The sequence below is a fragment of the Paenisporosarcina indica genome, assembly GCF_001939075.1.
Classification (GTDB): Bacteria; Bacillota; Bacilli; order Bacillales_A; family Planococcaceae; genus Paenisporosarcina; species Paenisporosarcina indica.
In genome coordinates this window covers 334,514-347,381 of the sequence record NZ_MPTA01000002.1, presented here as the reverse complement: position 1 = coordinate 347,381, position 12,868 = coordinate 334,514, and the positions used below count along the sequence as shown (strand labels likewise).

The 12,868-nt window shown below is 34.8% G+C and carries 16 protein-coding genes and 1 pseudogene; 16 read left to right on the top strand and 1 reads right to left on the bottom strand.

Features of this window, described 5'->3' with window-relative positions:
- The first annotated feature begins 29 nt into the window (after positions 1-29).
- From GY23_RS07145 to GY23_RS07110, 8 genes and pseudogenes are all read left to right on the top strand, one after another.
- A complete protein-coding gene (locus GY23_RS07145; protein WP_075618534.1) occupies positions 30-875 on the top strand; it encodes a nucleotidyltransferase in 846 nt (281 codons plus the stop codon).
- Between the two features lie 114 nt (positions 876-989).
- Positions 990-1,727 carry an alpha/beta hydrolase gene (locus GY23_RS07140; RefSeq protein WP_075618533.1) on the top strand — a complete coding sequence of 246 codons (738 nt, stop codon included), beginning with the start codon at positions 990-992 and terminating at the stop codon, positions 1,725-1,727.
- Between the two features lie 33 nt (positions 1,728-1,760).
- Positions 1,761-2,528, top strand: coding sequence for an alpha/beta fold hydrolase (locus GY23_RS07135; protein WP_075618532.1), 768 nt, complete (start codon positions 1,761-1,763; stop codon positions 2,526-2,528).
- Between the two features lie 56 nt (positions 2,529-2,584).
- Positions 2,585-3,025, top strand: coding sequence for an NUDIX hydrolase (locus tag GY23_RS07130; protein WP_075618531.1), 441 nt, complete (start codon positions 2,585-2,587; stop codon positions 3,023-3,025).
- Positions 3,026-3,219: 194 nt separating this feature from the next.
- Positions 3,220-3,762, top strand: a complete 543-nt coding sequence (locus GY23_RS07125) for a GNAT family N-acetyltransferase (protein WP_075618530.1) — start codon at positions 3,220-3,222, stop codon at positions 3,760-3,762.
- 33 nt (positions 3,763-3,795) lie between these two features.
- Positions 3,796-4,488: pseudogene (locus tag GY23_RS07120) on the top strand (aspartate/glutamate racemase family protein).
- A gap of 237 nt (positions 4,489-4,725) precedes the next feature.
- Positions 4,726-5,244 (top strand): sigma-70 family RNA polymerase sigma factor, encoded by a 519-nt coding sequence (locus tag GY23_RS07115; RefSeq protein ID WP_075618529.1) that lies wholly within the window; start codon positions 4,726-4,728, stop codon positions 5,242-5,244.
- 182 nt (positions 5,245-5,426) lie between these two features.
- Positions 5,427-6,185 carry a hypothetical protein gene (locus tag GY23_RS07110; RefSeq protein WP_139311085.1) on the top strand — a complete coding sequence of 253 codons (759 nt, stop codon included), beginning with the start codon at positions 5,427-5,429 and terminating at the stop codon, positions 6,183-6,185.
- Between the two features lie 125 nt (positions 6,186-6,310).
- Here the strand turns inward: GY23_RS07110 and GY23_RS07105 are convergent, their stop codons facing one another.
- A complete protein-coding gene (locus GY23_RS07105) occupies positions 6,311-7,279 on the bottom strand; it encodes an NAD(P)-dependent alcohol dehydrogenase (protein ID WP_075618527.1) in 969 nt (322 codons plus the stop codon).
- Positions 7,280-7,795: 516 nt separating this feature from the next.
- Between GY23_RS07105 and GY23_RS07100 the strand changes: the two genes are divergently transcribed.
- The 8 genes from GY23_RS07100 (at position 7,796) to GY23_RS18705 (ending at position 12,865) form a co-directional block, all read left to right on the top strand.
- Positions 7,796-8,692 (top strand): DMT family transporter, encoded by an 897-nt coding sequence (locus GY23_RS07100; RefSeq protein ID WP_075618526.1) that lies wholly within the window; start codon positions 7,796-7,798, stop codon positions 8,690-8,692.
- Positions 8,693-8,775: 83 nt separating this feature from the next.
- Positions 8,776-9,024 (top strand): hypothetical protein, encoded by a 249-nt coding sequence (locus GY23_RS07095; RefSeq protein WP_075618525.1) that lies wholly within the window; start codon positions 8,776-8,778, stop codon positions 9,022-9,024.
- Between the two features lie 337 nt (positions 9,025-9,361).
- On the top strand, positions 9,362-9,946 hold the full coding sequence (locus tag GY23_RS07090) for a sigma-70 family RNA polymerase sigma factor (protein WP_075618524.1): 585 nt from the start codon (positions 9,362-9,364) through the stop codon (positions 9,944-9,946).
- Complete coding sequence (locus tag GY23_RS07085; RefSeq protein WP_075618523.1) at positions 9,930-11,024, top strand: DUF4179 domain-containing protein; 1,095 nt, start codon at positions 9,930-9,932, stop codon at positions 11,022-11,024. The genes GY23_RS07090 and GY23_RS07085 overlap by 17 nt, the downstream gene beginning before the upstream one ends.
- Positions 11,025-11,168: 144 nt before the next feature.
- Positions 11,169-11,357: a hypothetical protein gene (locus GY23_RS07080; protein ID WP_075618522.1), complete on the top strand. Its 189-nt coding sequence runs from the start codon at positions 11,169-11,171 to the stop codon at positions 11,355-11,357.
- A gap of 270 nt (positions 11,358-11,627) precedes the next feature.
- The gene (locus GY23_RS07070; RefSeq protein ID WP_075618520.1) at positions 11,628-11,939 is read left to right on the top strand and encodes a hypothetical protein; all 312 of its coding nucleotides are present in this window, start codon (positions 11,628-11,630) and stop codon (positions 11,937-11,939) included.
- A gap of 30 nt (positions 11,940-11,969) precedes the next feature.
- On the top strand, positions 11,970-12,404 hold the full coding sequence (locus GY23_RS07065) for a hypothetical protein (RefSeq protein WP_075618519.1): 435 nt from the start codon (positions 11,970-11,972) through the stop codon (positions 12,402-12,404).
- Positions 12,405-12,640: 236 nt separating this feature from the next.
- Positions 12,641-12,865 (top strand): hypothetical protein, encoded by a 225-nt coding sequence (locus tag GY23_RS18705; protein WP_245827602.1) that lies wholly within the window; start codon positions 12,641-12,643, stop codon positions 12,863-12,865.
- The last annotated feature ends 3 nt before the right edge of the window (positions 12,866-12,868 follow it).

The following is a 12,868-nucleotide window of genomic DNA, read 5'->3' as shown; positions in this document are numbered from 1 at the left end:
CCTATTGAACTAATGGAGAGGGGAAAAAGATGACACGCATTAAAAATATTGGACGATTCTGTGCAACTGATAACAAAGGATACATACTCAATGACTCCAGTATAGAGAAGATTAACCCTGAATTTCTAATGATAATAGAAGAAGTAGTGGAGAATTATCAAACTCATTTGGGATCAAATTTACATAGTATTTATATTAGGGGTTCGGTTCCTCGTGGATTAGGTATGAAAGGTGTTTCGGATTTAGACACAATAGCCATTACGAATAAAAAGACCAATCATATAGATTTAAAATGGGTAGATAAGGCTGAACAAGAAATAAACAATAAATTCAGTGCTGTGAATGGCGTTGAATTCAGTTTCTATTATATAGAAGACATCTTAGAAACTACTACATTTTCAATTATTCCATTTATGATTAAAACCCATAGTGTGTGCGTGTATGGAGAAGATTTGATATCGCATATACCTGATTTCCGAGCGGATAAAACAGTTGGTAATGAGCATTTAATAAACTTAAAAAATCAAATAGAACAAGCAAAGAATGATCTTGTAGATAATGATGACGATGAAGATATAATTGATTGTTGTGTTTGGATAATGAAAATTTTAGTCAGAGCAGGACTTGCACTTGTTATTGTTGAGGAAAATCTCTACACAAGGGATCTGTATCCAGCTTATAAATTATTTGCGAAGCATTTTCCAGAGAAAGAGCCTGAAATGAAGCAAGCACTTCAGTATGCGATAGAACCGTCTAAGAATCCTGAAGATATTTTAGTTATATTAAATAATTTTGGTAACTGGATGATTTACGAGGCAGAAAAGTGGATACAAACTTTTAATCCAAACAAAGTGAAAAACTTGGAAATTTCATAAATACGCTAACAATAAATGACAGTGAGAATGTTAAGAATATTGTCTTTCTCAACTCGGAGAACTTAGAAAGTAGATTGCCATGATCAATATTGGCAGAAGTGAGGGGTTCAAATAATGATGAAAATCGTACCTCCTAAACCTTTTTTCTATAAAGGTGGGGAGAAAGCCGTATTACTACTCCATTCCTTTACAAGCAACACGATTGATGTGAAAAAAATGGGGAAGTATTTACAGCAGAATAATTATTCTTGCTATGCACCATTATTTAGAGGACATGGTTTATCGGCGGAAGAACTCATTAGCTATGGACCATCAGATTGGTGGAAAGATGTACTAAAGGGTTATCAGTTCTTGAAGGATGAAGGATATGAAAAAATATCGGTGATTGGTCTTTCTCTTGGTGGTGTGTTTGCGTTAAAAGTTGGGCAAGAGTTGGAGGTAAATGGTGTGGTGACAATGTCAGTACCCATACATAAGAAAGTTTCTGCATTACAAAAACGAGTCTTCCATTATGGAAAAAGATATAAGGGAATTGAGGGGAAGCATGAGGAACAAATAAATTCAGAAATGACACTTCTTCAAAATATGTCTATGGATTCATTAGTCGAGTTCCAGCAGCTAATTAATGAAACAATGGATCAATTAACTCTCATTACTTCACCAATTGCTATATTGTATGGTGAATTAGACGAACCATTGTATAAAGAGAGTGCGGATGTTATTTTTCGATCAGTTACGACAAATAAGAAAACAATGAAGGGGTATCCGAACTCTACTCATTTGTTGACGTTAGGAGCCGACATTAACGACGTGAACAAAGATGTTCTTACTTTCTTAAATAATTTAATTTAACTTCAATAAGTTTACAAATACAGGGGGATTAGGATGAATGTAAGTAATCTAACGGTAAGAGATGAATTGGTTGAAATAAATGGATCAAAAATATTTACAAAACTTTATGGTGTAGATAAGAAAAAAATAACGATTGTGATGGACGCCGGATATGGAGATTACTCAAAAGCTTGGGATACGTTAATCCCGGATCTTGCTGAAATAGCGAATGTATTCGTCTATGATAGACCGGGCTTAGGAAAAAGCGAAAAAAGTTCCACCCCTCGTACCAGTCTAGAAATGATTAAAGAGCTGAATGAAGTGTTATTAATGTTACATATCAAGCCTCCTTACATTTTGGTCGGACATTCGTTCGGTGGTGTTAATATGCGTTTATTTGCTACTAGATTCCCAATTGAAGTAGCAGGCATGGTGTTAATCGATTCAACTCCCGAAGAATATAGGGAAAGGTTTCTTCCAACCATGTCTTCACAATTCCAAGAAGCATACAATAAACAGTTTATTTACGAAGGAACATACGATGAATTTATGGAAAGTTTAAGTCAACTTAGACAAGAGAAAAGTCACTTGGGTAATTTGAACTTAACAATCATATCGGCCGGCAACAAAGCACACTACTCTAAGGAATCGCAAGACTTGTGGAACGAGATGCAGAAAGAAATGCTCTCTATTTCAAATAATAGCGAGTTTGTTATTGCAGAAAATAGTGCTCATTATATTCAGTATGATGAACCTTTGATCGTAGTTAAAGCAATAAAGAAGTTAATAAACAAGCTAAACCATGATTCGAATTTGGATTAAGGTTAATTGGTGAAGGAATAAAATTCAAGGACTAAAACGACGGAGGAAAAATACATATGACACCACCAAAACATATACTTTCAGCAGCTACAATTGTATTAAATAATCAAGGAGAAATTTTATTAATAAAAGGACCACGCAGAGGATGGGAAATGCCTGGTGGACAAGTTGAAGAAGGCGAATCATTGAAAGACGCGGCAATCAGGGAAACAAAGGAAGAATCGGGAATCGATATTGAAATCACCAAATTTTGTGGAGTCTTTCAAAATGTAGATCGCTCAATTTGTAATACATTATTTTTGGCCAAAGCCATCGGTGGAGTACCAACTACTAGTTCAGAGAGTTTAGAAGTTGGTTTCTTCCCAATAAAAAAAGCTTTGGAAATGGTCACATGGAAAAATTTCAGACAGAGAATTGAGTATTGTTTAAACGAAAGCTTTCAGCCTTTTTATATAGAATTTGGCAGAGAGACAGAAGAGGCTAGTATAAATTCATAATAAAAAAATGGATATTAACTAGGGGAAATACTAAGAGGAGTAACGTGTGAATAACTTTAATTTCAGTGTCACATGGAGTACTTTGTAAAGTGGATTTTGGAAGCGGTATTAACGAGGAGAGATAAAATGATTGAGTTAGAAAAAATGAATATTCAAGAATTTGAAGAGTATATAGATTTATGGAGGGAATATATATGGATAATCAGAGGGAGTTTAGTGTGAACGGGATACGCTACATAGTAAGACCTGCAGTTAATAATGATGCAATGGAGTTATCTGACATCAGATTGCAGATTGATGGGGAGTCTCAAAATCTTGATCGAGAAAAAGGCGAAGCATACATAGACACACCAGGTTTTGAAAAATTAATCCATAGTGATACGGAAAGTGAAAATAACCTTTTCCTTGTGGCGGTAGCTAACGACAAGATTATCGGATTTTCAAGGTGTGAAGGAAACCAATTGAAACGTTTCGCTCATAAGGTGGAATTTGGGGTGTGTGTCTTAAAAGATTATTGGGGTTTCGGTATTGGAACAAATCTTCTAAAAGAATCGATTGCTTGGGCTGATTCAATTGGAATTCATAAAATAACATTAAACGTTTTAGAAACAAATGACAAAGCGATAAATCTCTATAAAAAGTATGGTTTCAAAACCGAAGGCATTTTAATTAATGACAAAATTCTTGCAGATGGTGAATATTACAACACCGTTGTTATGGGAAGATTTAATGGATGAAAACTCATAAATAATATGGATAGGAGAATCTTTATGAAAACGATTGGTCTTATCGGAGGCATGAGTTGGGAGTCGTCGTTAGAATATTATCGAATTATGAACGAAGAAGTGAAAAACAAATTGGGGGGGTTGCATTCAGCGAAGTGTATTTTATATAGCGTAGACTTTGAAGAGATCGAACGTTATCAGGCTGAAGGCGATTGAGAAAAATCTGGTGAATTATTAGGGGACGTTGCTCAATCTTTGGAAAAAGCGGGAGCAGAAATGATCGTGATTTGTACAAATACGATGCATAAGGTAATTGGAAATATTGCAGAAAAAATCAGCATCCCTATTTTACATATTGCTGATGCAACTGCCAAACAAATTCAAAAGTCGGAAATAAGTACAGTAGGGTTACTTGGCACTAAATATACGATGGAACAAGACTTCTATAAATCACGAATAGAGTTAAATGGAATTAAGGTCTTGATACCAAATGATGAGGATCGTAACGTGATAAATAAAGTAATTTATGAAGAATTGTGTTTAGGAATAATTCAGCAATCATCAAGAGAATATTACAAAAAGGTGATTAAGAGTTTAGTTGATGCTGGAGCAAAAGGAATAATATTAGGTTGCACAGAAATTGGATTATTAGTAAAACCAGAGGATTCAGAAGTGCCATTATTTGATACAACGGTGATACATGCGATTGAAGCTGTGAATAAAGCGATGGAAGAATAATTAGACACCGAGAACATCTTCAAATGGGTGCAAGAGATTGAAATCTTAGAGTGGTGTTAAGTCAGTTCTTTTTACTTCATATTAAACAATCGTAGCGGTCAATATAAAATATCACTCATTAAATCGTCCAAAATTTGGGCGATTATTTATTTTTAAAATAATTTCAATAAAATTAAGCCGAATAAAGCTTTTGTTTGTCTAATAGGTGTAAGGCAAACAATGAGAGGGTGATCACTTATCATTAGATTAGTAAAAAAGGCAAAAAAAGGTGATGAACAAGCTTTTTCAATGCTTTTCCAAGAATATGAAGAAGAGATTTATAGAATGGCTTATGTATATGTCAAAAACAATGATGATGCCTTAGATGTGGTTCAAGAAGTTGCATATCGTGCGTTTAAAAATATTCATACTTTAGTTAATCCAGAGTTTTTCAAAACATGGTTAATTAAAATCACAATTAATTGTGCAATTAATTTGATGAAAAAAGACAAAAAGAACGTTCAACTAAAGCCGGAATATGACGATTTCCTTGGTTCAGAAGATGAAGACATCCCTCTTAATTTATCCCTCCAAGACTTAATAGATACTTTGCAAGAAGAAGAAAAAAGTGTTGTCCTTTTAAGGTTTTATCACAATCATACATTTAAAGAAATATCCGAGTTGTTGGAGATCCCATTAGGTACGGCAAAATCTGTTTTATACCGAGCTCTAAAAAAACTCCGTAAAGAAATAGAAGGGAAGGATATTTATGAGTAATAAAATTAAGCAGGAGATAAATAAAATTGAGATTCCAAGTGAATTAAGCAACAGAAGTAAAGTGGGAATATCAAAAGCAAAGTTTGAAAAACAAAAAATAAAAAAACATTAATTTAAAAGTTATTATTGTCGCGGCCAGTCTCATTTTATCATTCGGTACCTATGCTCTATACAATAACTTCATGCAAGTTAGTACAGAGAAGAATCCGAACTCACTTATTGTTAAAGAAGATGGAAGTGTAGAAATTCCGATGATGCAATTACCAAAAGATACGTCAACAGCAGACATGATTGGATTAATTGTATATAACGGAAAAATTTATACACAAACAAGTTCAGAGATCGATGCAGAAGATGCCAATGCATTATTGGGAGTGAAACTTGGAACGACAAAAGGAACAATTGATGAATGGAGCGAGCAAGATGCGTATGATGAGGAGTTCGCATCGACAATAGGCAAGTCCGATATTTATTCCGTTGTAGGATATGACAAGGACTTTCGGATTATGGCTTACGAAGAAAGTGATGGAGTAGACAATAGTGTATTTTATGAAAGTCTTAACGGCATCACGGTAAATAGTGGTGAAGACGTGTTAGGGAAATTGAACATGGTTGGAAATGTATCAACTGCTCAGTATAGAATATTTAGTGACTGGGATAACAATATGGACAATTATCATTCTATTAGCGATATGAATAGTGTAAATTCATTTATTGCAAAGCTAAATGAAGCAAAGCCCTTTCTACGTGGGATAAATTCAGAACCAATCAATGATTCTCGGAATGACGAAGATTTTAGAGAATTAACCATTCGCTTAAATGACGGTTCAAAGGTTAGTCTCATACTCCTCAAAGGTGGCTACATTTACTATGGATTCGTAGATGTGTATTTTAAAGTTAATGAGGATGAATTTTCAAAAATGTGGGTTCTTCTTCAATAATTGGTTAAGTTAATGCCTTTAACGTCAAAGTGTATATCGATTTGGCCCTTTGGAAATGGAATAATGTTAATTTTAAAATGCCCATTTCAGAAAAATCTAAAACGGGCATTTTTTATATTTTCACTTCACACAGTAATAACAACTTTTCCTTGCGCATGCCCTTCTTCAAAATACCTAAAAGCCTCGGGCACTTCACTTAACTTATAACTTCTATCTATAACTGGTCGTACTTTGCCGGTTTCAAGAAGTTCTTTCATGAAAATCAGATCGTTCTGGTTTGCCCTTTGTAACATGCACCCCATTTTCTTGCTCCCAGTCATTGAAATCCATGGCCCCTGGACCATGGCTTGGGTTAGTTGAGCCCCGGAACCTCCCACCATAACGTAAATACCATTGGTACTTAATGAACGCTTATAAGCTGAAATCGGTTGATATCCGTTGACCGCAAGAATCAAGTCATAGCTCTCCGTTTTCTGAGTGAAATCTTCCTCTTTATAATCAATGACATGGTCTGCTCCAATCGATCGTAAAGTATCTACATTTCTCGTACTACACACACCAGTAACCTCAGCCCCAAATGATTTGGCAATCTGTACCGCAAAAGTTCCCACACCTCCAGAGGCCCCATTTATCAATACCTTCTGTCCTGAATGAATCTTGCCTTTATTGCGTAGACCCTGTAAGGCTGTAACTCCCGCCATAGGTACAGCAGCAGCTTCCTCAAATGACAGATTGGCTGGTTTAAAAACCAGTGCATTTTCAGGAACAGCAACATATTCAGCAAAACCACCCCAACCACAACCGGATAGATCTCCGAACACTTCATCACCTGGTGTAAACTGCTTAACATCTTTGCCAACTGCCTCAACCCGACCAGCTATATCACCCCCGGGTATGGTGTATTTCGGTTTTAGAAGACCAAACGCAAAGCGGGCCAAGAACGGTTTTCCTCTCAAAAGAACCAAGTTACCGTAATTCACGGATGCTGCATGAATTTTCACCAACACATGATTGTCACCGGGAATTGGCTTTTCCACCTCTGTTAGTTCAAGAACATCGGGAGACCCATATTTGTTGCAAAGGATGGCTTTCATCAACATTCCTCCTAATTCTTTCAATCTCAAAAAACACTAAAAGATCTTTGAACTAACAAGATATTCAAGATAAACGAATTCAAGACTGATATCCGCAAAAAGATAATACAATTGTTTACTTATTCGAATTGATTGATTATGCAATTTAACTAGTGCCGAATTTGGTTGATGTGAATAATTTTGCAATTAGCTTCTTTCTTCTTAACAACAATTAAAGAATAGTGAAGTTGTTTCCGCTATTCTGATAATTTTGTATTATAATTGATTGGAAGCTTTTCTGGAAAAATTATGGCGTTACGATTGCTGCACATAAATGGGAAGCCGATTTAATTAATTTGTGTGACCCCGAAGTCTGATTTAATTTATTGATACTTTCTTCAAATAATGAAGAGCATCCTTACTTGTCGAACAAGAGCAGCAGATTGGTTGTATGACATGCTACTTGTTTCAAGGCAAAAGCTAGTTTAATATAATAAAATAATATAAATGAAAAACCTGGATTCGAAGGAGTAGAAGATGAAATCTAAAATTCAATTCTTATTATCAATGATCATTTTCGGTACAATTGGTGTATTTGTAAGATATATTGACTTATCTTCGAGTGAAATTGCTTTATTACGTGGTTTAATTGGTAGTTTATTTTTAATGACCGTCATGTTAATAATGAAGAAAAAAATATCATGGGCATTGGTTAAAGTGAATGCTTTCGTTTTATTGCTTTCGAGTATTGCTTTGGGGGGGAATTGGATTTTCTTTTTCCAAGCATACAAACATACGACCGTTGCTAATGCCGCACTAAGTTATTATTTTGCACCTGTGTTTGTGCTGATTCTTTCTCCACTTGTACTTAAGGAAAAATTATCAACAAAGAAAATAGTCTGTATTTGTATAGCCATGTTAGGTATGTTATTGATTATTGGTAATGGTGGATTCAGTACGTCTGGATTTGATGATTTAATTGGGATTGGCTATGGATTAATGGCTGCTGTATTCTATGCTTCATTAATGCTACTAAACAAGTTCATCAAAAATATGGACGGGTTAATAACTACAGTCATTCAGCTTGGAACTGCAACATTCCTTCTAGTGCCATATGTATTCATTACTGAAGGTTTCGGTATTTTAGAGGTATCAAGTTCTTCCATTCCATTTATATTGCTTTTAGGGATTGTACACACGGGTATTGGATTCTTGTTATTCTTCTCAGGTATGCAGAAATTAAAAGGGCAGAGCATCGCTGCATTAAGTTATGCGGACCCAATCACATCCTTAGTGATTTCTGCTTTGATCTTGCAAGAGCAAGTGACAGTTGTTCAACTGCTTGGTGGTGTCTTACTCTTAGGTTCAACATTTGTTAGTGAAAATAATTCAATCAGATTTAAAACACGATTAATGAAAAAAGCAGCTAAATAAATGAAAACAGTGGAAAGCGTCAGTTTCCCACTGTTTTTTATGTTGTCTGTATCTAGAAAAGCAGTCCAAGGGTGGTAGATATCTTGATTATGCAAATAATTATTTCTGGTATAGGAATAGTAATCTTTCTAGCTAGTTTATTTTACAATAAAGAAAATCATAAGAGATTTGGCGATAATGCATCTTCATCGGCTACTTCAGATTCAATAATTGCAACCATAATTGCGCTATTGATTGCATTTATGTTAAGTATTGCTCCATGGTGGTTAACTAAATTTCTTTTCTTACTAATAGGTGCAGGATTAGTTTATATGGGAATTTTTCTCGATTAAAGGTTAATTTTTTTATTTTCGCTATGATAAAGCTGTTGATGTTAAATAAAACAAGAGAGTGCATTTGCGCCCCCCAAGCCACATGAGCGTGAAGAATAAGACCCACAAGTATGTGCTTTTCATACTTGTTGGCTCATGCGGAACCTACGTCAACGCAAATGTACGATAAAGTACGTGTAATCTTAAGCCTTCCGTCATTCACATGGACAGAAGGCTACTGTATTTTTGGACAAAAAATAATAAGTATAATAGCTATACATAAACGTGAGAAAAAAAGTGAAGTGGTTTCGTTGTATATAGTGTAAAAGCTTTTACAAATAGGTAAGGAGAAAAACTTATGAGATCAACTGAAAAAAATTTCATCAAAAGGCTTAAACGTCAGAAAGAAGATGCTTTGGAATATACCGTTGATGAATATTTACCGTTAGTCAAAGGCATCGTCTACAAAGTGTTGCATCCATTGGAAAACCCAGGTCTCATCGAGGAATGTATAAATGATGTGTTTTTAACTATTTGGAATCATGCAAGTAAATTTGAAGGTGATACGACAGATTTTCGCAAATGGCTCTGTGCGGTCACAAAGTTCAAAGCAATCGATACTTATCGGAAAACAATCAAACGAGTTGAGGTTGAAATGGTTGCTGATGATCTAGAGGTGGGGAGTACTCATTCAGTGGAAAATGAAATATTAATTACTGAAAACAAAAACGAATTATTAAAATTAATGAGCGGGTTGGAAGTAATGGATCGAGATATTATGGTAATGAAGTTTTTTTTGGACATGACGAGTGAGGACATTGCAATGAATATAGGTTTGACGAAAGCTGCAGTCGACAATCGAATCTATCGGGGAAAGAAAAGACTACAACAACAACGTTCGAATCGTAACTTAGGGGGTGCTTTGCATGAAGGATATTTATGAGCATTTAAATCATCTAAATCTAGATGACGAAGTTTTTGAAGAAATGGAAGTTAGTGAATTCGAAAAAACGAAGGTGAAGAGAGCTTTAAAAAGAAGGATTACAAAATCAAAACAGAAGAAATGGAAGAAAACTTTAATGGCTGCTGCGATTGCAGTTAGCTTAACTTCAACGGCTTTAGTTGGGTTATCGTTTTCTGCATATGCCGAAGAAATTCCTTTTTTAGGGAATGTTTTTAAATACTTCAATAAGGATGGCGTCTATGATAACTATGAAGAAAATGCCAATGAGTTGAATGTCACCGAGGAGAGCAATGGGATTAAGATCACTGTAAATAATGCGATTTTTGACGGGAAATCGGTAGTTGTCACCTATACAATTGAATCGGATAAAGATTTGGGGGAGAGTGCTTGGATTACAGGGATCCCAATGTATGAGGGAGGCGCTGGTGGATATCATGAGATTACTAAGATTGAGGAAAATAAATATATCGGTATGACAACTGTTACCCATCCTAACGATATAGAACTTAGTGAAGTAAACGTTGATTGGGTGTTGGAGGGTATCATGCCAAATGGATATAGTGAAGACGCAGAGGTAATTGAAGGCGAATGGAAGTTTCATTTTGACTTAGTAGCAGTAGACAGCAAAACACAACTTGTAGATCAAAGTGTTGAGGGGAATGGGATTATTGCAAGCATCGAGAAAGTGACGTTCACACCAATGTCTTTTCTGATTTATTTTGAACAAATGGTTTCACGCGACATAGTTACCCAGTGGGATTATGTTAGAGTAGATATAGAAGTAAAAGATAATCTTGGAAACGTTTATATAAACCAGGATAATGGTGGTTATGGTTCATATAGTTCATATGATTTAAGCTGGAGTAAAACGTTTGGCAAACTTGATCCGGAAGCAACACAACTCATTGTTACACCAGTCGTTGAGCTCTCGGATAACGAAACTCTTGGATATGGGGAGAATGGTCGACGGATTAAAGCCAACTATCGCCTGGAAAATAGTAAAGCCGACATTGAAAAATTTGAACTTAACGAGATCATCATCGGTATTGAAAAGTGAATATGAAGGAATTAAGCATTCAAAAAGTAGAAACTTACTTATTGAATGCTTTTTTGAATAAGATATAAAATAAAACAAAATGTTGACGAAAAATTCAAACTTCTAATTATACGATATGTTAAAATTTAGTAAAGAGGTGATTAGATGGAAGAAGAAAATAAACCATTTAATGATGTGATTGATCATATGAACAAAGTTGAAGGTAACGCTCTAAATCCTGCAAAAGGTGATTTCGAAAAATTACCAAAGCCATTGAAATACTTCGGTTATTTTGTTTTTGGTTTCTTTGCGGTATCCATGTTGCTGATTTTTATTTTATATTTATTTGACTAATGAACAGGAAAGGAGTTTTTAATTTGTTTTATTGGAACTTAAGTTATAAAAAGAAATTCATATGGAACATAAGCCTAGTTCCTGTTGTTATAGCACTCATCATATGGAGTCTTCTCTTAGATGATATATCATCATATTTTACTGTGATTTTGAATGTAATTCTTATTACTTTAACGAGTAGTACATTAATTTACACCTATAAAAAGTGGAAAAAGGAAGAATAAAGAAATACAAAGAATTTTTAAAAGTAAAAGGCGGATTGAGAGTAAAATGAAAAGGATTTGGTTAAGCGTTTTTGTGATTATTGCAATCGTAGCATTCCTTGTTTTCCTTTTCATCAACAGAGCGGATGAACATGGGAAAATAGGAGAATTGGAAGAAAGTAATTTCGTATTGTATCCAATTAAAGTAGACCCTGAAGCAGATTATAATCTTCCTGAAATATACTTCTCAAACGGCACTAAAGTTGTTGGGGAAGTCAATTCAGTTATGGATTTAAAAGAGAGGCAAGAAGTAAAAGTATGGGTAGAAGAAATCGAAGGAAAAAAGGTAGCAAACAAGATAAAAATCCTTAAAGAATAAGATTTGGGAAGAAGCGGGGAGGTTTAGAACATGCATCCAATCGAAGTTATCGAGTTCTTGATAGTCGGGGCAATCATTGGAACATTAGCAAGCATCTCTCTTTTCTTAAAAGGCAAATGGCGAAAACGTGGTTGGTTAGTAACACTAGTTGTGTTTCTAGCTTTTTGTACTTTGTATGTGGTGCGTCCTTATTGGATTGATGGACAGATAGAAAAGAAAGTTGAATTATTAAGCACCTATTTAGTACAACAATATCCAGGTGAAGAATGGACGATCTCAACAGTCCCTCATCGTGAAGATGGCTATGAGAGTCAAAGTCCCTACAGCATAATGGTTGTTTTTGAAAACGAACCAGAAGTTTCCTATTATTATTGGGTAAAAAACAAAAATAATATTAATCAGCATAGTTATTCCACCAATAATGGAGTGGACTATGAATTAGAGCATAACGAAAACAATTGGTGAAATGGTTGAATTCAGCGTGTATGTAGAGGAAGCACAATTCCAATATTCAATCTAAGATGGGAGATTCAATGAAAAAATCAGTCATTATCATAATATTAATTATGTTCACTTTAGCGGGATGTGGTTTAGAAACAAGAACACTTTCCCAATTCTATGAGAAAGATCTAGATTAGGTAACGAAGATTCTTATAGTAGATGGCAGCTCGGGATACGAAAAAACAATCACGGAACATGAAGTGATAAAAGACTTTTTAAAGCAAATTAAAGATATAAAATTCATTCCTGAAGAAAATCAAGAAAAAAGAGAAGGTTGGCGTTATTCAATTACTCTTTTCCAAGACGATGAGCAAACTTTCCAATTTGGGCTAACTGAAGTAAATGATCATTACTACTACACGGAACCAGATATACATCCAATTGTTGATGATTTTTATAAGAACCTTGACGTGCAAGAGGAATAATTT